The organism is Novosphingobium sp. MMS21-SN21R, assembly GCF_031846015.1.
In the GTDB taxonomy this organism is placed as follows: domain Bacteria; phylum Pseudomonadota; class Alphaproteobacteria; order Sphingomonadales; family Sphingomonadaceae; genus Novosphingobium.
This window is the reverse complement of record NZ_JAVRDU010000001.1, coordinates 581858-608203: the sequence shown is the minus strand read 5'-3', so window position 1 is coordinate 608203 and position 26346 is coordinate 581858. Positions and strand designations below refer to the sequence as shown.

Genomic DNA, 26346 nt, shown 5'->3' with positions numbered 1-26346 from the left:
GCAGCGAACAGGCCGTGGCTATGTCCCCCCGTCGCTACAGCCGCTCATCCTGGTTCTGCTCTGGCATAGCGCGCAATGACTTCCTCGAGTTCACGCACGCGCACGGGCTTGCAAAGGTGCCCTTGCATACCGGCGTCCAGGCAGGCAGCAATGTCTTCGGGATAGGCGTTGGCCGTCAACGCCACGATCGGCAGGCGCGCAGGCGAAAATCCAGCAGATCGCAGGCGGCGGGTTGCGTCGAGGCCATCAATCTCCGGCATCTGAACGTCCATCAGAACAAGATCATACATCGTACCGGTCGCAGCGGCTTCTTCCGCCATGCTTATGGCCTCCGCACCGGTTGAGGCGATCGCGATCACAAACCCGAGCTTCCTTGCAAGGCCTCTCATCAGTTCCTGATTGATCAGGTGATCCTCTGCCAGAAGTATTCTGGCGCGTGGCGTGGCGTCGGCTGCGTCTTGTTCGCGGGGAACGGTGCCAACATGCGCTGACGCGCGAGGATCTGCATCGGCCAACTGGAGCGGCAATAGCATCGAGAAGACAGCGCCACGGCCCGGCTCGCTGGCAACCCGCAAATGTCCGCCCATGAGGCTGACAAGCTGCTTGCTGATCGACAGCCCCAGCCCGGTCCCGCCAAACTTTCGGGCAATTGAGACGTCGGCCTGACTGAATGTTTCAAAGATGGCATCCAACCTGTCCGCAGCAATACCGATGCCCGTATCGCTGACATCAATCCGAAGCTGTTTCGACGGACCCTCTCCATCGATCGACGCGGTCAGCCTTACCTCACCGTACTGGGTGAATTTCACGGCATTTCCAGTCAGGTTCAACAACACCTGACGCAGCCTGAATGCATCCCCCATGATCGTGCTGGGCACGTTTTCGTGGACCTGAACGGCAACTGCAATGCCCTTCGCAGCAGCGGCAGGTTCCATCAACTGGACAATGCCGCGCAACTTGTGGCCGATATCGACTGTTTCATGCGCCAGCTGCATCTGGCCAGCTTCGATCTTCGAAATGTCGAGGATATCGTTCAACAACCGCATCATCGATCGACCGGAATCGGCAATGTGCCCGACATACCTCCGCTGTTCTTCATCCATTGGGGTACCGGCAAGCAGTTCAGCAAAGCCGAGGACACCGTTCATCGGAGTGCGAATTTCGTGGCTCATGTTGGCAAGGAAGGTCGCCTTGGCCTTGCTCGCCGTGTCGGCATCGAGCCGAGCCTGGTGCAGCGCTGCCTCGCGGAAATGACGGTCGGTAACGTCACGAACCGAATCTGATATTTCAACGATACGGCCAGCGTCATCGCGGCGAAACCTTGGTTTCGCTTCCAGCCAGCGGACCGCGCCCGTTTTCGTCAGCGCACGATACACAACCGTCGCGTCGGTTCCGGCTTTGGCAGCGGTTTCGAAGGCTTCCGCCACTCGCCGATGATCATCTTCATGGATAAAGAAATACGGGGTCTTTCCAAGCAATTCGCTGGGCAAATAGCCAAGCAGATTGGTCACTGATGGTGAGATATAACGAAGTACGCCATCGGCCCCGTAGAGTGCGATGACGTCCCTCACATTGTCGGCCAGCAGGCGGTAATGCTCCTCGCTTTCAGCAAGCGCCGCGGCGGCCAGATGATGGGACGTCACGTCCTGAAAAACACCGAAAATGGACGTTGTCTTGCCGGCAGGGTCAAAAACGCATTCTGCCCTGGCCAAGGTGTGCCTGACCGAACCATCGGGGCGCCGGATGCGCAGTCCTAACGAGTAGCCCTCACCCAATTCGACCGCCCGATCCACCGCCTTTGTCAGCGTTGCGCGATCATCTTCGTGATACAATCGCTGGATATCTGCATAGCTAGGAACATGGTCGCGTACCGGAAATCCATGAATTCGGTAGACTTCATCCGACCAGGTCACGACTTGAGAGAGCAGGTCAAAACGCCAATGGCCGACACCGGACATCGCTTCGGCGTTTTTCAGCAGGCGTTGTTGCTCATCAAGGATCGCCCGCGCTTTCGAAAGTTCAAGTTGATCGACGACCAATTTCGCAAGAGTTGCCAGAAAATCCAGATCGGCCTCGCTGGGGCGCGGTCGCGGCGCGGCATCGATGACGCACAAGGTTCCCAGGTTCTGCCCGTCTGCGGTGGTCAAGACGGCACCGGCGTAAAACCGGATTAAAGGATCCCCAGTGACAAGCGGATTGCTGGAAAACCTCGCATCAGCCGCTGCGTCTTCCACGACCAAAATCGAATGCGGACCGTTTCTGATCGCATGATCGCAAAACGCCCATTCGCGCAAGGTTTCGCGAACGGGCAGACCGATGCAGGCCTTGAACCACTGCCGGTCCTCGTCGATCAACGATACGAGCGCGATCGGAGTCCGAAAATACGCCTTCGCCAACTGGGCGATCCGATCGAACCGATCTTCGGCTGGCGTATCGAGAACAGCATGTCTGCGGAGCGCGGCCAGGCGCAGGTTCTCGCTGGAAGGATCAATATCGGTTGGCATCAATGTGTCCATAACATGTGGTCAGATGGAACCTGCGACTGGAGCTGGTCTGACCATCGCCAGAACAATAGGGACAACGCGCGACGGAAATTATCCGAGTTTGGGCCTCGTCAGGGGTTTGATGTTAGGCGGCAAACTCACGTTATTGCAAGCGCGTTGCATGTTGGTCTGCCGCGTGATCCTTCGCGGTCATTTGATGGTTTCGAATGCCGCGTCAGGTGCTCAGTTCAGTCGGGTCCTGTAAACCATTGCAAAGCTCGCTCCTGCGGCCAGCGTGCCGCCGCTGCCGGTGATAGTGGTGCCGCTGATCGAGATTCCGAACGGATCGGCCTCATCGGTGCCGGTAGCATTGTCATCTTCGGCAGTCGTGGCGCCCAAGCAGCTGGTGCCAGATTTCATTGAGCCTGTAATATACGTCAGCGACGAAGGCAGCGGATCGCCGACGGTCACTGAAGTTTGCGCTGTATTTCCGGTATTGGTGACGAGTACGCAATATTGCACCGTTGCACCTGGTATGGCTTTGAAATCGCTGGAGTTTACCCCATCTGCTACGACGGTGCTCATCTTGGTTATCGTAATCGCCGGATTAATAATGGTATACGAAACCGCCGCGTAATCATCTTCGGTTGTCACCGCGTTGTTCACCGTGGAATCGGGATCGACAGCCGAACTTGCGGTAATCTGTGCAATGTTGGTGATCGTTGCGCCTTTCGCGCCCGATGCTGTGCCGCTGATTGTCATCGTCGCACTCGCCCCTGGAGCGAGAGAACCCACGGTCCAGACACCAGTCGCGCTGGAATAGGTGCCGGTCCCTGTGGCGGATGCGAAGGTGAAACCGGATGGCAGCGCGTCCAGAACGGTGATCCCCGTTGCCGTGACGGTGGATGATGCGTTGCTGGTGACTGTCAGCGTGTAGGCAACGGCACCGCCTTGGAACGGCGTGGCATTGTTCACTGTCTTGGTCAGCGACAGATCAGCCTGATTGATGGCAATTGTGACCGTTGCGGTCGATGTGCCGCCAAATCCATCGCTGGCCGTGTAGGTGAACGTCTGCGCGCCATAGAACCCGGAACGTGGCGTGAATGTGAATGCACCGTTGCTCGAAATGTTGAGCGTGCCGTTCGTCAGCGCAATATTCGAGCCCGACGTATATGCTGCGCCATTCACCAGGCTCACTGTAAGAGCCTGACTTTCTGGATCGGTGTCGTTGGTCAGGACATTGCCCGAAACCGCCGTGTTAAAACTTGTGGCATAGGATTCGGCCGTGGCCGTTGGCGCTTCGTTGGCCTTGGTCCAAAGCTGCGGGTTGTCCGTGTAGCAGGTCGAACAATTCCAGAAATAGAACCGCACTTCGTAACGTCGGCCAGCCACCATCGGTACTGGGGTCAGCGCGACTTGGATACTCACGGTGGATCCGGTCGCGGTCAACGCCGAGCTGATCGGAGTCAGGGCCGCGGTAACGCTGTCGTAGAGCGCGAGTTGCATCTGCGCGCCGGAGGTTCCCCCGGAACCAGTCGGCACCTGATTGTACTGGAATTTCGTCAGCGCAGCGCCATTGGTGCCACCGACGACAACGTTGCTATAGAAGTAAAAATTGTTCGAAACGGCCGTCGCGTAGGATGTTGGCGTAGTGAATGCCGTGGCCTTGGTAATCTTCTGCGCTGTGCAGCATGAAAGGCTGACGACACTGAAAGTCGAGCCGGATCCGCCGGTATTGTCGCCCATCGTCGTGAAACGCCCGGAACCGGTCTGACCCGCCTTGGCATGGGGACCGGTCGCTCCTGTCGGCACGTTGCTATCGCCGAACCAACCGCCTTCATATAGCTCGTTGGTCCAGAGTTGACCGGCCCATTCGGGCATTGCCAGTGGCCGACTACGGACTGCGCCAGTGGCGAATTCCAGATTCCAGTCGCCATGCAGCGCCTGGGCGCCGGTGGGATTTTCCGATGCTGCGACTGTGCTCCCCGTCAATCGCGCAATTGTTGCCGCCAACGCACGCCCTTGCGCGCTGGATGCAATGTCGCAGCCATAGATGAGGATTTCGCCATGCGGAGCAAGGCTGCGACCGATGCGGGCGAGCGCTCCAGCATAACGGGTTTCGATCACGGTGCTGTCCAGCGGAATGCCGTCAAGTTTGAGCTTGCCGGTCTCGCCGTGGCTTATCAGGTGCAACGTTACAATGTCCCGCCGGCGCTCCAGAAGAGTTGCAATCTGGTCAAGTGCATTGGCGCCGCCGAATTCGACGACTTCCCGTCCCTGGCGACGCAGGGCCGGAGCAAGCTCGTGCAGAGACCTGTCGAGCAAGACCACTTCGATTTTGCCTGAAGAGGCAAGGCTAGCCGCGGAATTCCGGGTCAATTGCAACGGGGCACGCGAAACCGTCTGGCTGGACTCTGCCCGAATTGGTGCAATGAACTTCGCCGGTTCGGTGCCGGGTAGGGCAGCCGTGAAGTGCCAGGTCAGGAGCGCCGTCGCAACGGCCAGCAAGACCGTCGCAACCGCGCGCCATGCAAGGCGCGCCTGACCAAAGCCGGAGGAGGAGCTTCCCAAAGTCATCTTCTTATCGCAACCCTAGGAAATCGAGACTGTTGGCATCGAACTTGATCTTGCCTGATACAAACACACCGCGGCGCGTAAACCGGGCTTCGGAAAAATCGCGGTCGTCAAAACCGGAAACATTGTAGCCAATGGTCAGCAGCACATCGTCAGTCGGTACGATGCCCAGGCTCGGACCGTAGGCGTAAGCGGTTGCCCCTTCGGAAAGCGATGCACGGACCGTGGCGCGTCCACCGATTTCGAAGCGTTCGCCAATGCCGATCCGCGCATCGAAGCCGCCGAGCAGCGTGACACTCGAAAGATCGTAGCCGACAAGCCGGTCGAAATTGTAGCGCGCGCCGAGGAACAGTTCGAACTCCGAGCGCTGGAGCCACTCATGCCGGTCATCTGAATCGCGCAAGGCAACCTTGTCACGCGGAGTCCAGTTCAGCGAGACGCTGGCCAGGACGCGGCGAGCGAGGGCATCGCCGTCAATCGTGAAGACACTGTTGCCCAGAGCGCTGGCCGCGCCTGCAACTGCGCCGATGACCCGGTCGGATCGGTAGGAAAGTCTGGCAAGGTTGGCAAGTTCGGACGTGGCGGGACGATAGGCTGCAGCCAGCGAGCCGTCAAAAATGGTGCTGCTGGCGCCACTTCCCGTTGCCCGGGTCCAGCTGAAGCCCGATCCGACCACGACGCCATCGCCGAGCTGGCGGACGGCGCCGAAAGTGACGCCGCGGCGGTCAGCCCACTCTCCATCGCGGATTTCCCCGCGCAGAGCGACGGACCAAAGGTCACGCCGAAGCACGCCGCCGATGGTTGCAGCCGTGAAGTCCTCTACCAGTCCCTTGGCACCGATCTGGCCGCCGTTCTGGACGGGCTGGTCGGGATTGATGATCCGCGTGACGTCCACACCTCCCAGAGTGCGTGCACCGTCGAGTGTTGCATCCACGGTGAGCCCCTTGGCCACCTCAACCGACTGCCCGATGCCGAAATTGGCGAACGTGCGCTTGCCGAATTCTGCAATCGACTGGCTTCCAAGTGCCGACGTCAGGCGTGCTCCGCGCCAAGGCGTGAGTTCGAAGCCGGCGCGTAGCGACCGGGCGTCGATGGCCTCGCCTTTGGCAAGCTCATATGTGGCGAGCAGGCGCGCGAAGTTGCCGATGCGGTAGGCTGCACCGATCCGCTGGCGCGTAGGCAGGTCCACTGAGCCGGTTTGGCCGATTGCCACGCTCCCGGTTGCCGAAAGCTCGAGCCGGCTGTCCAGCAAACGGCGCGTCACATTGCCTTCCAGCACTGTGGACGCCGTGTCAGAGCCGTCGGAGAGATGATCGGAGTAATGCGTGATGCCAAGTCCCAGATCTGTATCGTCAAGCTTGAGCGTGCCTTGCAGTTCCATGGCGCGACGGTGGGCTTGGCCGCCCAGTTCATCGTCCATCCATGCCCGCGCAATCACCGATAGGTCTTCGTTCACGGCATAACGACCGTCGAAACCGACCTTGCGGCGGCCGCGCTCGGCCATGTTCTGCTGGTTGAGGCCGAACTCCCGGCCAATCGACCGCGCATAGACCAGCAGGTCGACCTTGCCATCATGTCGCTCAGCTTCAATGAGCCAGGAGGCTGCCTCACCGGCGCCTTCGGCGTGCGAGACTGCAGCTTCGGCCCGAATTTCGGTCGCAGCATCGGGACGAATGCGCAGATCCGCTCCAGCCAGCGTCTTGCGCGCGGAATTTGCGGTCGCGTCCTTTTCCGAAATCACGCTGCCACCCACGCGCACGGTGCCCTCTGCGAGCGTGGCATCCGCGCGGGCACCGGCGGTTATCTCACCTCCAGCAGTGCCGGAAATCTCATAGGTGATGACAATGAACTGCGGATTGAGATCGGCATCACGGCTCAACACCGGCTGCCTTAACGTGATCGTCGCGGTCAACGGGTCGATGTCGTAGTCGACATAGCGCGCGAGCGTACGGCTCGAGATAATCACTTCCGACCGTGCGCGATCGCGAGTTTCGAGCACCACGGTTTCTGATGCGGGAACGTATGCGCGGTTGGACAAGCTGTAGGGGCCGGTCAGGCCGTTGCCCTGAATTTCGTCGCGGCGCAGCCCGGAACCGACCCGGGCGACAAAGCCCTGAGCGTGAATCTTGCCCTGGCTGCCTTCAACCTTGATGCCCGTCATCGTGCGCTGATACCGGGCGAGCTGGGTCTGGTCGAAGCCCGTCACGATATCGCCGTAGATCGCGTAAAAGGCCTTGGCCTCAATGCGGATATACAGCTTTTCGCGGCTGGCAGCATCGAACTGACGGCTCGATCCGTCTGCAAACACAGTATAATATGCCTGCGGATCGATCGCGCCGAGCAGCACCTGCTGGTTCTTCTGCTTGGCGCTGTCGTAGGCAGCGGTCAGCAGGAAACGTCCGAGAACGCGGCCCTTGGCATAGAACGCCACACGCGCATCCTTGCCAAGATCACTGTCGAAGCTGGAACCGGCCTGCATCTGGTCCGCCACGGAACGCGCGCCTGCCGTGGCTTCAGCCAGTCCGACGAGAGTCCACTTCTGGTCACCCGGAACGATCCACGCCTCGAGCTGCTGCTGACGCTTCTGTTCGCCCTCGACGAATTTGAAAGTCGTGCGCAGCGATCCCGAAACCATCGTCGGCGCAAGTTCGACCAGAGCCAAGCCCTCGTCGCCTTTGACATGCCACGTCGGGGTAACGGCGGCTCCGCCCGAAAGCTGGTTGCTTTGCAAGCGTGCCAGTGCCTCAGCGCTTTCATAAGGCGCATTGATCGACAGCTCGCCCGAGACGCCGTCATGCACGGGACGACCATTCCGATCGAGCACGCGCAGGGCCAGAACGGGACGCGTGCGGCCATCTGCGACCAGCCGCGAGCGGTTCAGGTCGATCTCGACCCGCGCTGCCTGGTTGGCAAAATGGACGACGCGTTCGTCCTTGCTGGCGATGGCCCCGTCTGCGTTGCGAATGACGGCCACAAGATGGGCATCGCCATCCGGCAGCGGAATGCCGCGCCAGATCGATACTGCAAACCGGTGATCAGGCGATACAGTTGTGCCCTCCATGGCGACCTTGTCGACCGGTTTGCCATTGGCAAGGAGTTCGACGCTCTGGCCCTTGCGGTGACGGATCACTGCGCGGACGGCTGGCGCGCGGGGGTTGTGCGTGGCGGTAGGGAACAGGAAACCATTCTCGCCATCGCCCTGCGCGATCCAGTCGCGGTCGCCGGCAGCCAGAGCAGCGTCATCGTTGTCCGAACCCGGCTTGGGCTTTGACTGCACGGCAAACAGTCCCTGCGCGCCTGGAATGACCGAAAAGTCCGCCACAGCCAGGGTTCCACCCTGCCCGGTGACAAATCGGCTGTTCGCCTTTCCGGCACTGCGGCTGTTGCGCGCGCAATCGGTAAAGTGCGCGCCTTCGGGCAAGGTCTGCTCCTGCGCCTGCACGACATGGGTTCCGGGGACCAGACCTTCGAAATGGTAACGGCCATCGGCATCGGTAACCGCGAAGCTGCCATCCTCTAGCGCAACGCGCACACCTGGGACGCCGGGGCGCGAGCCATCGACGCTGCATTCGCCTGCAGAAACTCGCCCGATCAGCGTCATCCGTCCGGCGATACCCTCTTCCTCGATGCGGATTGCGGCGCCAGCAACCGATCGGTTGCCACGTGCATCGATTGCATCAACGCGGTTCTCAGCCGTGCCGGCGGGCGCATCGGGCCGCACGGTCATGGCATAAGTCACGATGCGAACCGCTGCCGGTGCGAGCGTGCCGATACGGACTGTCAGTGTACGGCCGTCTGCTGCGATAGTCACAGCATCAGGGGCAGCCTTGCCATCCACCCGGATCGAGTCCGGGCGAAGACGCAGCCAGGGCGAAGGCTTGTCGGTGAGGACAATGTTGCGTTTTGCCCGCCCTGTATCGGTGTTGCGGGCTTCGATGGCATAGATGACCGCATCGCCAGGGGCGGCGCTGGCGCGCGAGGCCGTCTTGGTGAGGCTGACCGCTACCGACGGGCGGTCTAGCGGCACGTCGATCTCGACAGGCTCAACGCTGGCAAGGGCGAAGCTCGCACCCCAAGACGCCGCACTGAGCTTGAGCGTGGTCGCGTCGGGCCGTGTCAGGCCAGCGAGCTGGTCCTGCGTGGCGGTGGAGGGAGCGGTATAAGGCGATGGAGCCTCGATCACGATGCGATAGTTGCCGAGCGCGGCCAGCGGAAAGCGGTATTCGCCGGCAGGCAGGGTCTGGAGATTTCCGGCGCCGTCGCGGAAGGGCTGGCCGGTGACAATGCTCGATGGCCACGTCGTGACGCCGTCCGCAGCAAAGACCTTGGCCGGTTGACCGGTCGCCACATCGATCAGCGTGACTTTCGCCCCGTCGACCGGTTCGCCCGTTTCGCTATCGAAGACGTAGCCGAACGGATCGGCCAGCACGTCGACCTGAACAGTGGAAATCATTGTGCCACCGTTGGCCGCGCCGATGATCTCGATGGTCACGTTTGTGCCGCCGACAACGCTCAGCACGCAGTCGTTGGTGACCGGCTCTGGTGGAACGGCCGTCGTGGCGATCTCGCCCACGAACACGCCGGAATCTACGGTCGACTCGTAGATCGTGACCATCTCGGTATCGCCCGTTCCGGTTATGACGCGGGCAGTGAGAACGTCGATCGCTGCAGGATTGCGATTGGCAGCAGGGGAAGAAAAGCGGAACACAAGCGTTTCGCCGGTGCGGATCGCATTGGTCGGCTTGACCGAATACGTGACGTTCGCGGGGCTGCTGCCAGCTGTACCAAGCGACAGCGCGCGCGCGCCGGCGATACATTGCGATTTGATGGCGGAAATAGTCGATCCCGAACCGATGGTCGGATGAAATGTCGAAAGGGTCACCGTGTTGGCTACACGCGTCGTGCTGACCGTGTTTGACGCTCTTACCTTGGCCTCGCCGGCAACGTTGTAGGTTGCGCGGGCCGTATTGGCAATTTCCTGCGCGCGCACCGCTCCCACCATGACCAGCAGCGCCACTGCCAGAAGCAGCAGTGCGGTGGAGATGAAATGGCGGGAAGGACGAGGCATTGGTATCTTTTCTTGCAATCCGAAAGGACCCGGCCCGCAAGGATTGCGGACCGGGTGCTGGAGTTACTTGATGGTTGCCTGGAAGATCAGGGTCTTGGTCTGGCCTGCCGAGACTTGCGGGATCACGCCCGAAACAGTGGTCGTTCCTGCAGTGTAGGTGCCGTTCAGCGTCCCTGCTGTGCACAGACCACTGGTCACCGTGCCATCAACCTTGACCCCGAACGTGCTCGAGTAGGTGATCTGCGATGGCAAGGGGTCGTTCACGCCGACATCGGCAGCCGTCGCGCTTCCGGCAGCGTTAGTGACCGCAATACAATATTCCACGACCGCGCCCGGGATGAACTTGGGGTTGGTCGTCCCGTTGACGGGATCGGAAACGATGCGGCTGGTCTTGGCCACGCTGAGCGCGGCGGCAAGCACAGTGTAATCATCGCGCGCCGAATACTTGCCGTCGTAGAGCGAGTCCTCGGCTCCTGCACCGTCCGCAAAGACAGTGTCGATGCCCGACGTGTTGGCCGTTGTCGTCTTCGCGACAATAGCGCCTTGCGTCCCGGTGGTGCCGCCTTCAGCAGCAGTCGCGGTCAGCGTAACGGCTGCGACATCCGCCGTGACCCGGTCAAGTGCCACGTCCGCAACGATGAACACGGTCTTCTTCTGGTCCGCGCCAAGTTCGTCGACATAGCTGACCAGCGTGTCGGTCGTAGCGTTGAAGATGCCATCGCCGTTATCGAGATAGATCTTGACGGCGCTCACGTCGAAGTTGTCGGTGCCGCCGTGCGGACCGGTTCCACCCGTCAGCTGCGAAGCGGCCAGCGCCACATCGAGCGTGGCGTTCGACAGGTTCGTAACCTCGAACGTGGTGACGGCCTGCGCCTGACCTGGCGAGACCTGCGTGGTCGTGTTGCCGACTTCGGCGACAAGGATATCGACCTTGCGGTCGACGGTGAAGGTGTCAGAGCCCGAAACTGCGTTCTGGCTGAGGCCCTCGACCTTGAAGCTTACGGTCGCGGTATTGGTGATTTGCGTACCTGCTGCCGTTCCGGCAGCGTAGGCAGGCGAAATGCTGAGGGCGACAAGCGAAGCTCCGCTCACCGCACCCAGCCACTTGGCTGTGCGTTGCATGTGTATAATCCCCGAGATGGTTGTGCCTGCTTGAACCGGCCGGCAGGCGCGACCTTACTGGCTCTCGATCAGCGCACGACTGCGTGATATTCGAGCGATCCGGATGCGCCGGGTGCGATCTGGGGGATCGTCCACCGGATGTGGGTGATGTCGGTCGCTACGGCGCGACGCATGCCGCCCTTGCCGTCGGCCAGGCTGAGCTGACCCAACCGCGCAAACGCCTTGCCGCCATCCACCGACACTTCGAGCGCATCGGTTGAAGGAGCAGCAACGGTTACCGCCGTCGGCACCGGATTGGTGACGACAAAAGCGTCGACTGCCGATTTGCCAGTGTTGCTGTAGCGTGTGCGGAAAAGCAGGCGGTCACCCGGGACGACGCTTGCCGGTTCAACCAGCTTGATCGTCTCGGCGCCGTTTTCGACGACCTTCTTTTCGACCAGCACGTCACCCTTGAGGACAACGGGGTCCGCAGTGACTCCATCGGCCATCGCGGCATAAGCGGTGTTCGCTGCACCGAAACCAAGTGAAAGGGCAGTGCATGCGACCAGCAGGGCTTTCTTGATGCTCATGTCAGGTGTCCCTTGTTCAGTTGATCTTGACCTGGAAGGTCACGGTACGCGTCTGGCCGGCTGCCAGGGTGCCAAGCGAAACGGCCACGCCATCAGTGTTCGAGGCCTTGCCCGCATCGGTATCGACGAGATCCGAAAGACCAGCGCTTTCAAGTGTCAACGAATTCGGCTGGTACGTCGTGCCGGTCGGAATGATATCGGAGATGGCCGCGCCATCGACCGTGCCGCTGCCGCTGATGGTCGCGACGATCTTGTAGGTGATGATGGCACCAGGGATCGATTGCGAACCGCCATAAGGGTCGCTTGTGGTTGCGGACTTTTCAATCGAAAGTGTGGCGATGCTGGCAGTGATTGCCTGGCTTGCGTCCTGCGTCGCAGTCGAGACGCCAACAACCGCGTCGCTGCCACCGTCGCCCTGAGCGGCAAACACCGTGCCGGTGGTTCCAGTGCCCGTGGTCGACGTGGCGGAGAGCTTGATGTCGCTCGTCTGGCCGTCAGCAGCACCTTCAGGAAGCTTCGCAATCACGAACACCGTCACGCTGCCGTCGTGGGCGATCGCAGACGTTGGCGTGCCGGCAGCAAGGACGGTGTCCTTGGTGGGGTCATAAATGCCGTCACCATCGTCGATAACGATCTGCTGGACGATCATGTCGTAGTCGTTGCCGGCCACCGACGGGTCGGCCACCAGATTGAAGGCTTCGGAACCGTTGCCGGTGTTGGTCACCTTGAACGTGAAGATCGCCGTATCCTGAGACGTCATTGCCGCACCCTGTGACGAAACGGCAACGTCGAGCAGTTCGTCGACCTTGATTTCCACGGTGTTCGACAAGACGGTTTTCGTGGCGCTGCCGCTGGTGTAGCTTGCCTCGGCGGTATTCTTGATGATCGTACCCGCCTCGACGCCTTCGGCGTGGGCAGATGTTGCTGCAAGGGCTGCGAAACCGATTGCAAGGGCAGATGTTAGGGGTCTTGAAATGATGTTTGGCATGGCCGTCCTCCTCTTGAGAGTGGCACATAGGTAAATTTGCTCGGAACTGGAGCGATACTGTACGTATTCCACCCTAAGTATGAGCGTCGGGGCGCTTTGGTTAACCATCCCTTAGCTTTTGAACTTGTTAAAAACTCAAGAAACGGGTCAGGTTTTTGCCGAAAAATTCAAATCTCGTAAGCAGAGTTGCTGTAGTCGACGACCACCCTCTATGCCGAATGTCTCTCAAGGCGATGATTCAGGCCGTGGATCCGTCAATTATCGTTGTCGAATTCGACAATATTTCTGCCCTGGTCGCTTGTGACGATAAAGATCAGTTCAAAGTCATTTTTCTGGATCTCGCACTTCCTGATGGCCAGGGATTGATGAACGTTTCAATCATCCGCTCAGTTGCTCGGCATGCACCGGTCGTGGTCGTGACCGCGGACGAGAAACCAGAGACCCGCAGCGGGGCCTTGCAACTCGGCGCGGCGGGATTCTGGCCCAAGTCGGGAAAAATATCTGAAATGGAGGAAATTCTGCGCGACGTTCTGCAACATCGCGAGGTCGAGCCTGCACCGCGAGCGGGCAAAGCGGCTGACTCGGCGTTGCAGGAAGGGGAAGCGGTTGTAACCGCCGAATCCGCGAACCTGCTTTCGCGCGCGCAACTCAAGGTCTTCAGCCAGCTTGCAAAGGGACATTCCAACAAGGTCATCGCATTCGACCTCGGGATTTCCGAGGCAACGGTGAAGAGTCACCTTGCGGCCATTTATCGCGCACTTGGAGCGACAAACCGCTCTCAGTCGCTGATAAAGGCCAAGGAACTTGGCTTGATCGCATAAACCAGACCGGATTGCTGCCCGGCGCCTCAACCGTCCTTCGGGATTGTCCTTGGCCCTCCTATGGCACCAGACTTGAACGTCCCAGGAATTCTCGCACTTTTTCAATGGTTTCCAAATAGACTGCACGCAACTTCGCACAGTCAATCGGCGTCGCTGCCGTCACTTGTTCGATCCGCCTGGCTTCAGCGCCCAGCCGTTGCGCACCGACAGCTAAGGCTACACCTTTGAGCGAATGCAGGCCTTTCATCGCCTGCACCCGGTTCCCATTTTCCAACGCGGCCAGTGTGTCCTCAACCAGATCGCGAGACGAAGTTTCGAACAGGTTCAGGATCGCGCGGATGGTCTCTTCGTCAAGCAGCCCATCGTAGTGCTGTGCGGGTTCCAACAGGGTCGATAGCGTCACGGCTTGGCTTTCTGTTCAATGGTGCCGACGGTCCGGTTAGCAGGATTTCAAACGGCGGAACATTCTCGGGCAGCAGGGCAAATACGGCGCATCAGCCTTGAGTATTGGATGACAACCCGATCGAAAAACCACCCGCAGCAGCTCATAAAGTCTCTCGCGCCGCTCAAAGTCAAGCAAGCCGCCCCCGCACTGCTTTACCGGGCGGCCTTTGATGGTGCCAGTTTGCGTGACGGCTGGCCGCAAGCGCCCACCGATTGCGCAGGACATACCGCCCCGCCATGTACCGTGTAGAGCCGCCACGCGCGAGCACAGGACGATCCTCCCGGTAACGGCGCACATCGTTTATCAGTGCCAATTCAGTGGGGTAGCGATCTTCGGGCGCCTGGCGCATGCAGCCCGCATGCTGCGCGAGTCAGGTCGAGGATAGGTCGCGCTGCATCAGGCCTGTAGTGTTCGCCCGGATCAGTCTTGACGACTGAGCCTCAAGTACCTCGCTCCAAGGCGGCGATAATGTGCTGGGCGAGCAGATGCGCAGTGTCTGAAAGCCCCGGAGCCTCGATCAACGCGATTTCTGTATCGTACAGCGGCGGCAGCCCCGCATCGGGACCAACTGCCGTCAAGATCGATGGAACCATCTCGAGCGGGAGAACAGTGATGCCAAGGCCGGCACGCACTGCCGAAAGGCTGCCGGCGAGGCTGGTTGAAGTGTAGGCGACACGCCATGGTCGACCCATGGCATCGAGCGCTTCGGTTGCGCGCTTGCGATAGACGCACGGTTCAGGCGAGACGACCAGCGGTACGCGAGTATAGTCTGCCGCCGACGTCCGATCACGCGCCACCCAGACAAGTGGCTCGCGCCACACGCGCACACCATCCTGCTGCTCTTGCGTGGGCTGCCGCTTGACCAGTGCGAGATCAAACTGCCCCGCATGGAACCGTTCGAGCAGGTTCAGTGTCAGATCGCACGTTACTTCCAGTTCGACCAGTGGATGCGCCTGCGCGAATGCGGCCAGCACCGTCGGCAGGTGGGCGGTCGCAAAATCCTCAGGCACGCCGACACGCACCGAACCGGCAATGTCGGGCTCAAACATCTCGGCAACAGTGGCATCATGCAGCCGCAGGATTTGGCGTGCATGGCCGATCAGTCTCTCGCCGTCAGGCGTGATCGATAAACTGCGCGGACTGCGCAAGACCAGCGTTCGGCCAATCTGCTCCTCCAACCGCTTTAGCTGCAGCGAAATGGCTGACTGCGTGCGACCGAGCCTTTCGCCGGCACGGGTAAAGCTGCTGGTATCGGCGATGGTCACGAAACAGCGGAGGAGATCGATGTCTAGATTGCGCGGGGCCATGAAGCGGCGCTTTATCATTTCAAATCTAAATCTTCAATATTTCAGATATTCGTTTTCCAAATCATAGATCATGTTGCACCTGCACAGGCAACGCTGCCCCCCCCGGCGGGGCAAGGTGGAGCCAGACATGAGCCAGACCATTCTCACCGCAACCGCAATACCTGCATCAAAGCCTGATTCGGCCCGTCTGCCGGTCACGCTGGCCGATCTTCCCGTGCTTGGGCTTGGCAGTGTGCTGTTAGGTACAGTGATCTCCGGCCATGCCACGCTGACTTCCGTCGGCATTGCCTTGTCGGGGCTGAGCTTGCTGGTGACACTGGTGGTGTTGGGCTTTGCCCGCCGCCAATTGCGCGCCGACCCGCAAGCGGGATCATTTGCGCGCATGGCCACCGGCCTTTTCATTGCCACTGTGCTGATGGGCCTGACCGGAGATGCCATATTGCTCGTTGCAGCATGGCTGGCGAGCGGGCGGTTAATGGCTGGAATGATCGGCCACGTCGGCCAGTGGGCCGAAGCCCGCTCTGCCGCCAGATGCGCAAACCTTTCCTTCGCAGCAAGCGATCTTGCGCTGGTTGCAGCGGTCCTGCTGCTGGCGATCGGCGCAGGGTCCACAGATATCGCCAAAATTAGTGCCGCAGTTCCTGCCATGTCTGCCGGACTGCTGATCCCGGCAGCACTTCTGCTGGTTGTTGCAGCGCTTGCCCGCTGTGCTCTGCCACCGTTTTCGACTTGGCTAATGCGCTCACTTGCCGCCCCGACACCGGTTTCGGCGCTGATGCATGCCGGCTTTGTCAATGCAGGCGGGTTTCTGCTGATCCGCTTTGCGCCGATTCTCGAGGCTGCCGCGCCTGCACGGTTCATGCTCTTCGCCTGCGGGATCGTGGCGGCGCTGTTGGGCAGCGCCATCATGCTGGTCCGCAATGACGTGAAAGGTTCGCTGGCCGCGTCAACGGTAGCGCAGATGGGCTTCATGCTGCTGACCGTGGCGCTCGGTGCCTACGCTGCGGCACTATTGCACATGGTAGCGCACGGAGTGTTCAAGGCCTGGTTATTTCTGGGCTCAGCGGGCACGGTTTCCACCGGCCCGACCCGCGCCAAAGCCCTGCCGCAGCCTTGGCCCGCAGCCATTGCGCTCGCCACGATGATTTGTGCGCTTGTCCTGATGCAACAGCGCGAAGGAAGCGCCTTGCTCCCGATAGGTCTGGCTTGCGCTGCGTTGCTTTGTGCACTTACAGTTGCCCTGCGCTCTGTTTCGCGCAGCCCGCTGGGGCTACTGGTCGCGGTCTTGCCGATCATGCTGATCGCTCTGAATGCTGTGGCGCTGGCGCTCTTCTCAGCAGGGCAGCCCAATGCCCCCCTGCCTCTGATCCCGGATTACGCTCAGTTCGGCCTCCTCTCACTGTTTCTGGCAGGATGGGTGACACAGCAGCGGGTGGCCAGCGGCAAGGTCAACCTGCCGCCGGCCCTGTTTGCCCGCCTGATCCACGCCGGCAACCCTGCAACCTGATCCGACCCGCATTCTCAGTTCAAAGCCTGTTCCAAAGGACGCCCTGCCATGAACCTAGCGACCGGAAGCCTCATCAAGAACCTCTCCTCCGCTCTCAGCGCCCAGGCCGAGCGTGAGCAACTGCTCGCCTTCATCTCGATCGCCGCACAGACGGTCGCACCACTGTGGCCCTTGGACAGCGCGATTGCGGTAAATCCATTGTCGGGGTTCGAAGAGCAACCTTTCGAGGACGCTCTGCCTGAAGCAGCAGCCCTGTTCGGTGCGAGGTCGGCACTCTCGCTACCTCAATGGCGCAAGCTCATGGCAGAAGGACGCATCGACACCATTCTGCTCCGCAAGGCCATTGTCAACGCCCTCGGCGGGCTGGAACCTGCGTTTGCTCCGGTTGGTCCCGATCTCAACGCATACGACCTGCTCGTCGCGCGGCTGACCGAAATGGACGCCGAGGACCAGCCCCCGCTCCGTCGCCAGCTTTCGCCGGGCATGGCCATCCTTGCGCGCTGGCTGGCGGCTTTCTTTGATCGCAACGCGACTTTGCGCCTTCCGGGACGAGAGCGCGGGCTCTACGTCTGCCTTACAGAAGTGCTGCGCCACGATCCCGCACTGCTGCGTGCAAGCGATGCGGTCGGCACGAGCTGGTTGGCCAAGGCCCCTGCCGACCCAGTGGACATGCTCATCTTCGCGGCGCGGCGCGACGCCGTAAGGCCAGATAGTCGCCTGCCGTGGCTGCGGACGCTGGTAGCAGCGCTTCCCGGTTGGGCTGCTCATTTGCGCTGGCGGAGCGAACATGCCGCGCCCGAGGCCAGCGCCGGAGCTCCCGCCAGCATGGTGGACTTGATGGCCTTGGTCGCTCTGATGCAGGGTGTGGGCCGCCCTGCAGCAAAGGCGGTCCCCGATTACGTCGGGCCGGAAACGGTCCTATCGGCGATCCTCGCGCACTTCGGCCTGGCAGGAGACGCACCCGAGATGTGGCCCGATGCGGGCCGGGCGCAGCTTCGGGCCGTGGCATCGTTGACTCAGGCGCAACTGGGCTTGATCTTTCAGGAGGCAGCCGAAGCCAGCTTCCTCGGTGAACTGACCCCCCGCCTCGAAAGCGCCTCTGCAAAACTCGCAGCACCCCAGGCAGCCTTGCGGCCAGATGCTCAAGCCGTGTTCTGCATCGATGTTCGTTCCGAGCCCATGCGGCGGGCGCTGGAGGCGCAGGGTCGGTTCGAAACGCTTGGATATGCCGGGTTCTTCGGCCTGCCGATCGCGATCAACCCAGCTTGCGCGGCACCCGTGCGCAACCAGCTTCCGGTACTGCTCTCGCCATCCCACCTAATCGAAGAGCGCGCCGCACCCGGCCGCGATGTCGAGGCGGGTGCCTTGCTTGACCGCCATGCGGCTCTGGGCGATGCGCAGGCCATGCTCGATGCGACCAAGAGCGGCGTTACCGGTTTTGCCACGGCCGAAGCGACCGGCCCGGTTGCGGCCGTAGCGATGCTGTCCCGAACCTTTGCGCCTCGATTCACCGAAGCCCTTCGCAGGCGCCTTATCGGGGAGCGCGGCCACGTGCTCGCCCCGGCAGCCAGCAACGATCATGGTCTTGGACATCACGAAGAAGGCATCCCGCTTGATCAACGCATCGCTTACGCACGCGGCATGTTCGCACTGACCGGGCTTTCAGCTCAGACGGCGCGCCTCGTAGCGTTGGTCGGCCACGGCGGCTGCACCACCAACAATGCCTTTGCTGCCAGCCTCGATTGCGGGGCATGCGGCGGGCATCCCGGCGGACCGAACGCGCGGCTGATGGCGACAATCATGAATGATCCCGCAGTGCGTCAGGGGCTTTCGGCGCAGGGGATGGCCTTGCCCGCTGACACCTGGTTCATCGCGGCACAGCACGATACCACCCGCGACCAGGTCGAGATCTTCGACCGCCAGCTCTTGCCCGCCAGCCATGCAGGCGACCTTGCGATGTTTGAAGTTGCCCTCGCCAGCGCGGGGGAGCAGAGCCGCAACGAGCGGGCGGCGCGCCTTGGGCGAACGGCCGACGATCTGCTGACCGGCGCGGCACACTGGGCCGAGGTGCGCCCCGAATGGGGGCTTTCAGGCAATGCCGCCTTCATCATAGGCCCGCGCGCCATGACTCAAGAAGTGCACCTGGGCGGCAATGCTTTCCTGCATAGCTACGACTGGAAGAAGGATAACGATGGCAGCGCGCTTACCGGCATCATGACCGCACCGATGATCGTGGCACAATGGATCAACTGCCAGTACCTGTTCTCGACGATAGACAACGAAGTCTTCGGCGCAGGTGACAAGACCACGCAAAACGTCATCGGCAGTTTCGGCGTGGTGCAAGGGAGTGGCGGAGACCTGTGCACTGGGCTGCCGCGCCAATCGCTGTTCCGCGACGATGGCATCCCCTACCATACCCCGCGCCGCCTGGCAGTGATCGTGCAAGCGCCACTCCAGCGCGTGCAGGACGTCGTTCTACGCAACGAGGCGGTGGGCCGTCTGGTTGAAAACGGCTGGATCAATTTGGTGGTGATCGACCCCTGGAAGCACAAGGCCCATCACTGGGTTAGAGGCGCATGGGTTGCCAGGCCTTGCTGACATCCTCGGCGCGGTGTTTCCGGACAGTTTGGTGCCTGAAATTTCACAACCGGCTTGGTCGGAAGCGGGTACCCTTTCGGCAAGTCACCTGACACGTCCAACGACTGTTTCGGAACCGCCAAGTTGTGACGACCTTATGATACTTTGAGCGACCTTCGATAATTCCATATCACTTGTTATTTCTGCAGAACCCAAATTCACCAATCAAGGCCGCATAAGTTTACGGCAATCTCGGCGATTTTCTTGCGCTCATCAGAACGATCGAGGCGGCGCACTTTGCCGACTGGCCAGCTTGCGACAGCCGCATCGCGGGTTCCGGCAAACGCTGTCGGTCGCATCAGCGACGCCGAGGTCTTGATCTGGTCGGAATCCCCAGAATTTCCGGGGATCTCTAAACCGGGTAGGGATATTTCAGGAAGAGAAGCCTGGAGCGGGTGAGGGGAATCGAACCCCCGTATTCAGCTTGGGAAGCTGCTGCTCTACCATTGAGCTACACCCGCGAATCAAGCACTTAGCGCTCGCTGATCCACAATTTTTACACTGGCTTTTTACAGCGCATTGCGATGGCGACGCCTATGTCACATGCTATCTATATGGTCAAATCGCGAACGCCAACTAGCGATCAGCCAAGCTAGCTCGATGAAAATATTCATCGACTTCAACTTGAAGCACATCAAAACTGGTTAATGTGCGGCGCTTCAATTCGCGCGAATTGCAGGGGCTTGATCCCGGTTTGCTTAAGCGCATTCTCAAACCAGTCAGCGTCATGACACGGTTCAGCATCCATTGCGCCTCGGGCAGATAAAAGACGCTCAAGATCAGTCTCCTCGCGGGGCCTGAATCGCATTCTGCTCGTCCAATCAATTGTGCTGAGTCTAGGTATCAACTTCAACATTGAGCCTGGGAACAACAGCATCGAGGAGCATTTCAAAGCGACGGCTCGCCTCGGCGTCGCCTTCAGGGCTTGGACAAAGCAGCAAGCAATCGCTGGCGCCTGGCAACGTCGTGAATTCGTGCCACGCTTCTGAGGGAGGGGGAAACAGCGCAAAACCTCCCAATGGATGACACCTTATCACTTCGCCTCCACTGGCCCAACCGACCGTTCGCCTGTAGCGCTCCACCGTGTATGGCTTCGCTCCCAGTTTGTCGCCACTCCCACCGTGATGCAATGGGCTAGCGAGGCAAGCGTCCCCGACCAGAAGTGTCTTCCCCGCTGGCGTCGTGACCCGGATCAAATAGTCGGGCGAGCACTTCGCCTCCAAGCCTAGAAACGGCCGATCTTCGTCGAGTTGCTGATGTCGGGCAGCCCATTCCAGTGCCGGGACCTTGCGCTCATGCAGCGGCGGCAGGCGTTCATATTCCACCAACACGGGTTCGGCTTCGAAATCTAGCTCCACGGTGACGTCACCTCGGGCGAGCCGCCATGCGCAGCGCTTAATGTTCTCGACCACCTCAACGGAGCACAGCCCGTCAAATCCAAGCGACCGTAGCTGTCTTGCGATCCAGACTATCCCCAGAGCTCCCAAAGATGATTAAGAACCAGCGGTGGATAACTCGATCGCGCAGACTCGCTCTCGGCAATCGCCTCGAACGCATTTGGTGCGAAGGCCCTCAACAACAGTCGAAGTCGATAATCGCGTTGGAGGAGCGGGCTAGGGTAAATCTGCGTGCCGAGCTCAACCTCTCTAACAAAACGGGCAATGATCGCCCTAGATATGCTTAGACGTTCGCACAGCGCGCTAAGGCGATCCGCCTCCGCGTGAATGCGCTCTTTGCGTTTTTCGGGACTGTGCAACGCCTGCCGCCTAGTTGCCGCCTCTAGGCTTGCCGACAACCGCTTTTCAAATTCACGTAATTGTGATGACCTGCGCATGGCCCATTGAGAAACAATCGCATTTTCGGCGAGTGGCGTCTCTTGCCGAGAGGCGGGGGCAAGTTCGGTAAAGGGATCCCGGCGGATCGAAATTGCAGCACCTATTTCCTCGTCCACTTTGTCGAGTGCCTCGATGAGGGGAGACGAGCGCGATTGGGGCTGAGGCCGACTCCAGGATCGATCGGGGAGTTCTGCCCCCAGGTCCCATGCTACATTGAACCCAGTTTCTGCTTCGACGTCCTCGACCATCGCGATGACATCGCGCAAAGTGAAGAGGGCAGCCGGGATGACGTAGCACCGTAGAATGCAGTTCCTCGGCAAATGCAGCCTGACGCTGACCTCCCCGAAGCGTCGCTTCCTCGACAGTTCCTCGGACAGGTCCCAACGCTGCCATTGAAACCCTTCATCGCAGGCGTCTGAAAGTTTACTGATTCTAGGTCCCCGAGGTGCCTGAACGCCTTTCCCCGAAGTTCTGAAATCGAGGTAGGGTTGGTCGTCCCGTACCAGGTACCAAGTCTCCGTATCCCACGGGTGTTCTGTAGAGGTTCCGTCCCCACCCCAGACCCGTACAGCGTCGATGATCGTTGAGGCTACTGCCAAGGCGAAACGAATCCGAGCCGTGCCTGCTGCCGGGCCAGCTTGAGGCGGCGCTGCGTGCGCGGCAATTCTTCGACATCTGCGACGGCCGCCTCAAGTGCGCTCAACGCAGGCCCAAGTTGGTCATAGGCACCTGACAGCTTGATCAGAATGCGACTGGAGATAAGCCGATCGACTAAGTCGCTTCGGTCCAGCAAGCTCCGGCCTTGGAGGTCAAGCCTGTGATGCAGCCCTAACATTGACCGGATATCCCAAAGCACGCGCCGCGATGGAAGGAGGTCGTGGCGAAGGTCATTGCCGTGAACGGCACGGTGCAATGCATTCAGGACGGCCTCAATCCGCTCGTCTGCTACGACGCCCGTCTGCGCGATGTGTGGAAGACCTGGAAGCGGGACAAGGTCGTCCAACACAGGAAGCTCGCTTATGTCATCGCTGCCAAAGTTGACCTGCGAAAGTTCGAGAAGGAAGCAGCGATCAACCACCTTGGGCGAGGGCGGGCGGGACGAATCATCGATATTGAGTGTGCCAAAGACGCGACACGACGGCAGACGGCGCCCTGCGGAAAGCTCACCGCTCCCACTGTCGAAAGCATGGAACAACCGTGACAGATAGTATTCGGGGCGAGTGAGATTGAACTCATCTAACAATACGAGGTGGGCTACGCTTGGTTGCTCTTCGAGGGCACACAGCAATCCCTTCTCGCCAAAGAGCGCGTCGTCGTTGGTCCAATGAGCCTGGACTGCGACGTCGTGAAAAGAATGGCCCAGACGCTTGCCAAGCATCCGCGAAATGAGGCGCACTAGCGTCGATTTCCCGCAACCAGGGGGGCCGGCAAGGAGCACAATTGGACGAACGCTCAGCGCCAGTAGAGCAACTACAATGTCGTCGAATGGTAGCGCAGGTGCCCGCTCGCGAAGAGTATCCCGCAGCGACGTCAGCGCGTCAGTAAACTCGGCGTCGACGACCCGCTCGTCCCAGCCCGCCGGCGTATCTGGGATTTGCGCTCGAGCAATTTCGCCATGCTCGGTCGCGTCGCCACTGTGGGGAGCTTTGTATTCGTCGCGCGCGCCCGCGTCATTTGCATTGGCCGGTTCGACTAGCGCCGCGCCGCGTGCGACGGGTTGCGTGACCTCTGGCTGGTCGTCCTGTTGGCTGCGATGCACGCCATCCTCCGTCAGGAACTCGGTCTCCTCATCATCAGAGATACTGCCGTTGGGTAGCTTGAAATCCTCGCCAGTAGCCTCTGGCAAGATGGTTGTAAGCGGCGCATCCCCGTCACGGACGATACGCTCGATTTCTCGAGTTGATATCCAGCCGCGTTCGGCAGTCACCACGACTATCTTTGACATCCCGATATCTAGGACGATGTCTTCGGCGCCGTCCACTGCCAGAGCGTCTGCCGGCAGCGGATCCGTGAAAGACTGTAGCCTGTCCTCCTCTCGCTTTCGGAGCCTGTTAACGTCGATCCAAAGGTGGCTCGTTGGGCTTGCATCGTTCGAGGACACGAAGGCTCGCTCTTTCTCGGGATCCCACTCGAGGGAAAAACGTGGCGGCGCTTCAACGATCCGCATGGCCTTGAACTTGCGACCCCGGCGCGCATCTACTCCCGCAGACGAAGATGGCAGCAAGCGAGATTTCGGCTCAGCTCCCTTGGAGAGTAGCGGAAGATTCTCAATCTCGCGAACGCCGCCATCGTCGATGAACGGGTCGTTGGGATCGAGCAGAGTGACGTACTGCTCGCGCTCTGCGTCCTGCTTGATCCCGAGCAACAACGCATGCGGCAGCGTGGTCTCTAGCTGCGCGGCAAAGAGCTCGTCAGCGATGCCATCGGTTTCACGAAGTCGCGAGGGCGAGTAATTGTGGAGAATGTGCGCGAGCCCACCTGCCGCCGCAGCAACGGCAAAGGACTCCCCCACCCGCAGCACAGTCGGCCGGTGGTCGCCGGGAAAGAGGGTGGCCATCATTGCATCTTCGAAGCCCGGCAACATGCTGGTGCCGCCTGCCAGCAAGATGGTGTCAATGAGGCGATGGGCGTCTGCCGGCGTCTGGACGCCGCGCTCGACCAAGCGATCCCTGCTTCGCTGGCGAGCGCTTTCCGAGGAAGTCTGGTTATCATAAAGCCGCTCGCATAGCTTTTCAAAAAGTGGCCTTAGCTCCATCCAGAGCTCGGTGGATACCGCTGCGAGCATCGACTTCTCAATCGAGAGAGGCGCACCTTTGCTGGACATGTTACCAGGTGAACTAGCCTGAACTTTGGCTTGCTCAACGCGCCGGAGCATCACAGGGGTCTCATCGATCCCGAGCATCGCGGCTAACCGCTTGTCCACCCATCGCCCCGCATGATCGTCACTGTCGCCGCGCAATGCTCGAAGCCGCAGGTCGCGCTGCGAACCTTTGATATCCACATCGAGGATCGTTCGGTCACGCCGACTCACTATAAGAGTCATGTTTGCCGTGGAGGCGCCAACGTCGACGACTAGCAGAACATTGTTCTGCCCAGCCTCTAATTCGAGGTTGCGTTTGATTAAGCGAAAATACTCCGCAACCATCTCGGGCTCAGGGAAGACTATGGCACCCGGTATTGCAGCTTCAATCGCGTCTTTGTAGCGGGCCCGTGTTTCATCGTCGGAGATCGATGGCATCAGCGCATATTTTCGGCGAGATTGATAAGGCTCTGGTATCCGCTCAAGTATTGCACGAAGATATTCTCGGAATATTTGGTCGCGTTCTAAGTCCCTGAAGGGCGTTCTAGGATTTTTGCGGTCGAAGATGATCTGCCGCTTTGGCTTTCCATGCAGCATCCAGTCCTTCATGTCGTCGATCTCGTAGACCCACGTCGCATCGACGGGGGGATCAAGTTGGACGGTCCATTGCTTTCGGTTGTCGATTTCCGGGTCGGCGACAACATAGCACCGCGAAGGCTGGTACGGGTGCCCATCGTGCGAGAGCAGGAACCGAAGTGCCGAATTGGTCATCGTCAGTAATATCCCCCTAAGCTTGCCGCTACGCGACAAAGCCTTTAAAATTTTTCTCGATAACCAATGGTATACAAATTGACTATGGATGAAGATATCCAGCTAAAGCCAAACGAAATAATTCCGATACGCCCTAGCTGTCTTAGTGAGATATGCAGTTAACGGTCTGCGAACCTTGCTAGTCAGCACAGGCGCAGTGAAAAATTGTTTATTTGGAATTTTATCGATATATCAACTGCCCAATCGGCGTGCACGTGTCATCGCAAGAAAGGCCCATTGAAGCGCCATCACACGCATAGAGGGTTTCTTGGCCGCCATGAACACGGTTGCCAAGCTAGCGAGCATTTGCGGACCGGTAAGGTCAAAGAAGGCATCGCGCCCTGCCGCGCGGATCAGCCGGTACGAAACGCTGCCTTCTAGCCCGCAAAGAAACACCGCTTTTCCCTCGGCACGGATGCGCTCAATCAGTGGGAAGAAGTCCATGTCGTTGGTCATGAACACAAAGGCGTCCACCTTGTCAGCGTGCAGATCGTCCATCACCTGCATGATTAGGTCGCAGTCCACTCCCTTCTCGCCAAAGTCGCCCAAGTCTTGGCGCCAGTGAACCTTGCTTTCGCCCAGCCGCGAATAGTAGCCTACCCGATCGGAGACCTCCTCATAAAAACTTTCGGTGAAATCGAAGTCGACGGGACCGCCAATTGAGCCGTCCTGATTACGATAGTGGAAGACGCCACCGGCAATCGTCGCCAGATTGCGTTCGAGCCATGCCACACGGGAGGTGTCGCTGACGCGACGCGCAGCATCCAGTTCACGGCGCAGCATACCAGCCTGCCGTTCACGGTCGATCTTGCCCGTAGAATAGATCGTGCCTTCGCATGCAACATCCAGGTAATGGCCCGCTTGCCACTCCTCATCCGAGGCGGGGAATAAAGCCTCGAGCACGTTGTGCTGTAGACCCTGTAAATCGATCTCCAGCGGGTTGGACTGGTTCACAAGCAGCGCGTTGGGGCGGATCGAAGTGCCAGCGGCGCGATAGCGGTCCTCTATGACTGCTACGACGTGTAGCTCTACCAGCGCCAAGCAGAAGCTAAGGATCTCGGCGTAGAACGCAGGTGCTGGCGGGCAGTGGAAGGCGTCATAAAGGCGCTTGTGCAACGCGACGTCGCCCTTCGCCTCGCCGCGCAAGTGTTCGTAAAGCTCCTTGTCACCCCGGTCATAGAGCACATCAGTACTCTTCTTGGCACCATAGCCGTCGATGTACATCCCGATGTTGAGCGCGATCGGTTTGCATCCGTCGACAGTTTGATTGTCTATCGCGTGGCTGGAGATACGTTCCACTCGCTGGCTCCCCTGACTACAGATACCAAGGCACCGTGCCCTGATACCACTACGCCTACCCCGTACTGCATAAAATACTAA

16 protein-coding genes and 1 tRNA gene are annotated in these 26346 nt (G+C 60.0%); 3 read left to right on the top strand and 14 right to left on the bottom strand.

The window, feature by feature from the left end; all coding sequences use genetic code 11:
• Positions 1–44 precede the first annotated feature (44 nt).
• From RM192_RS02915 to RM192_RS02890, 6 genes are all read right to left on the bottom strand, one after another.
• Positions 45–2504 carry a PAS domain-containing protein gene (locus RM192_RS02915; protein WP_311506084.1) on the bottom strand — a complete coding sequence of 820 codons (2460 nt, stop codon included), beginning with the start codon at positions 2502–2504 and terminating at the stop codon, positions 45–47.
• A 222-nt stretch (positions 2505–2726) separates the two neighbouring features.
• Positions 2727–4991: a DUF4347 domain-containing protein gene (locus tag RM192_RS02910; RefSeq protein WP_311506083.1), complete on the bottom strand. Its 2265-nt coding sequence runs from the start codon at positions 4989–4991 to the stop codon at positions 2727–2729.
• Positions 4992–5064: 73 nt separating this feature from the next.
• A complete protein-coding gene (locus RM192_RS02905; RefSeq protein WP_311506082.1) occupies positions 5065–10125 on the bottom strand; it encodes a hypothetical protein in 5061 nt (1686 codons plus the stop codon).
• 63 nt (positions 10126–10188) lie between these two features.
• Positions 10189–11247, bottom strand: coding sequence for a hypothetical protein (locus tag RM192_RS02900; RefSeq protein WP_311506081.1), 1059 nt, complete (start codon positions 11245–11247; stop codon positions 10189–10191).
• A 68-nt stretch (positions 11248–11315) separates the two neighbouring features.
• Positions 11316–11816 (bottom strand): hypothetical protein, encoded by a 501-nt coding sequence (locus RM192_RS02895; RefSeq protein WP_311506080.1) that lies wholly within the window; start codon positions 11814–11816, stop codon positions 11316–11318.
• Between the two features lie 16 nt (positions 11817–11832).
• Positions 11833–12804, bottom strand: coding sequence for a hypothetical protein (locus tag RM192_RS02890; protein ID WP_311506079.1), 972 nt, complete (start codon positions 12802–12804; stop codon positions 11833–11835).
• Between the two features lie 155 nt (positions 12805–12959).
• Between RM192_RS02890 and RM192_RS02885 the strand changes: the two genes are divergently transcribed.
• A complete protein-coding gene (locus RM192_RS02885; RefSeq protein WP_311506078.1) occupies positions 12960–13625 on the top strand; it encodes a response regulator transcription factor in 666 nt (221 codons plus the stop codon).
• Between the two features lie 58 nt (positions 13626–13683).
• Here the strand turns inward: RM192_RS02885 and RM192_RS02880 are convergent, their stop codons facing one another.
• Positions 13684–14010, bottom strand: coding sequence for an Hpt domain-containing protein (locus RM192_RS02880; protein WP_311506077.1), 327 nt, complete (start codon positions 14008–14010; stop codon positions 13684–13686).
• 500 nt (positions 14011–14510) lie between these two features.
• Positions 14511–15395 (bottom strand): LysR substrate-binding domain-containing protein, encoded by an 885-nt coding sequence (locus RM192_RS02875; RefSeq protein ID WP_311506076.1) that lies wholly within the window; start codon positions 15393–15395, stop codon positions 14511–14513.
• A 109-nt stretch (positions 15396–15504) separates the two neighbouring features.
• Here RM192_RS02875 and RM192_RS02870 point away from each other — a divergent pair, with 109 nt between their 5' ends.
• Positions 15505–16884 carry a proton-conducting transporter membrane subunit gene (locus RM192_RS02870; RefSeq protein ID WP_311506075.1) on the top strand — a complete coding sequence of 460 codons (1380 nt, stop codon included), beginning with the start codon at positions 15505–15507 and terminating at the stop codon, positions 16882–16884.
• Between the two features lie 48 nt (positions 16885–16932).
• A complete protein-coding gene (locus RM192_RS02865; RefSeq protein ID WP_311506074.1) occupies positions 16933–19482 on the top strand; it encodes a DUF2309 domain-containing protein in 2550 nt (849 codons plus the stop codon).
• 426 nt (positions 19483–19908) lie between these two features.
• Here RM192_RS02865 and RM192_RS02860 read toward each other — a convergent pair.
• The 6 genes from RM192_RS02860 to RM192_RS02835 all read right to left on the bottom strand — a co-directional run bounded on the left by RM192_RS02860 (position 19909) and on the right by RM192_RS02835 (position 26265).
• Positions 19909–19982, bottom strand: a tRNA-Gly gene (locus tag RM192_RS02860).
• 115 nt (positions 19983–20097) lie between these two features.
• Positions 20098–20298, bottom strand: coding sequence for a hypothetical protein (locus RM192_RS02855; RefSeq protein ID WP_311506073.1), 201 nt, complete (start codon positions 20296–20298; stop codon positions 20098–20100).
• Between the two features lie 59 nt (positions 20299–20357).
• Complete coding sequence (locus RM192_RS02850) at positions 20358–20933, bottom strand: hypothetical protein (protein ID WP_311506072.1); 576 nt, start codon at positions 20931–20933, stop codon at positions 20358–20360.
• A gap of 56 nt (positions 20934–20989) precedes the next feature.
• A complete protein-coding gene (locus RM192_RS02845; protein WP_311506071.1) occupies positions 20990–21604 on the bottom strand; it encodes a hypothetical protein in 615 nt (204 codons plus the stop codon).
• 341 nt (positions 21605–21945) lie between these two features.
• On the bottom strand, positions 21946–24927 hold the full coding sequence (locus RM192_RS02840) for an AAA family ATPase (protein WP_311506070.1): 2982 nt from the start codon (positions 24925–24927) through the stop codon (positions 21946–21948).
• 231 nt (positions 24928–25158) lie between these two features.
• A complete protein-coding gene (locus tag RM192_RS02835; protein ID WP_311506069.1) occupies positions 25159–26265 on the bottom strand; it encodes an NYN domain-containing protein in 1107 nt (368 codons plus the stop codon).
• Positions 26266–26346: the final 81 nt, after the last annotated feature.

Bases quoted from the DNA above. Each gene is read 5' to 3' on its own strand.
- RM192_RS02875 (WP_311506076.1), bottom strand. From the start codon at position 15,395: ATGATAAAGCGCCGCTTCATGGCCCCGCGCAATCTAGACATCGATCTC.
- RM192_RS02845 (WP_311506071.1), bottom strand. From the start codon at position 21,604: ATGGTCGAGGACGTCGAAGCAGAAACTGGGTTCAATGTAGCATGGGAC.
- RM192_RS02905 (WP_311506082.1), bottom strand. From the start codon at position 10,125: ATGCCTCGTCCTTCCCGCCATTTCATCTCCACCGCACTGCTGCTTCTG.
- RM192_RS02895 (WP_311506080.1), bottom strand. From the start codon at position 11,816: ATGAGCATCAAGAAAGCCCTGCTGGTCGCATGCACTGCCCTTTCACTT.
- RM192_RS02840 (WP_311506070.1), bottom strand. From the start codon at position 24,927: ATGACCAATTCGGCACTTCGGTTCCTGCTCTCGCACGATGGGCACCCG.
- RM192_RS02890 (WP_311506079.1), bottom strand. From the start codon at position 12,804: ATGCCAAACATCATTTCAAGACCCCTAACATCTGCCCTTGCAATCGGT.
- RM192_RS02865 (WP_311506074.1), top strand. From the start codon at position 16,933: ATGAACCTAGCGACCGGAAGCCTCATCAAGAACCTCTCCTCCGCTCTC.
- RM192_RS02915 (WP_311506084.1), bottom strand. From the start codon at position 2,504: ATGCCAACCGATATTGATCCTTCCAGCGAGAACCTGCGCCTGGCCGCG.
- RM192_RS02870 (WP_311506075.1), top strand. From the start codon at position 15,505: ATGAGCCAGACCATTCTCACCGCAACCGCAATACCTGCATCAAAGCCT.
- RM192_RS02900 (WP_311506081.1), bottom strand. From the start codon at position 11,247: ATGCAACGCACAGCCAAGTGGCTGGGTGCGGTGAGCGGAGCTTCGCTT.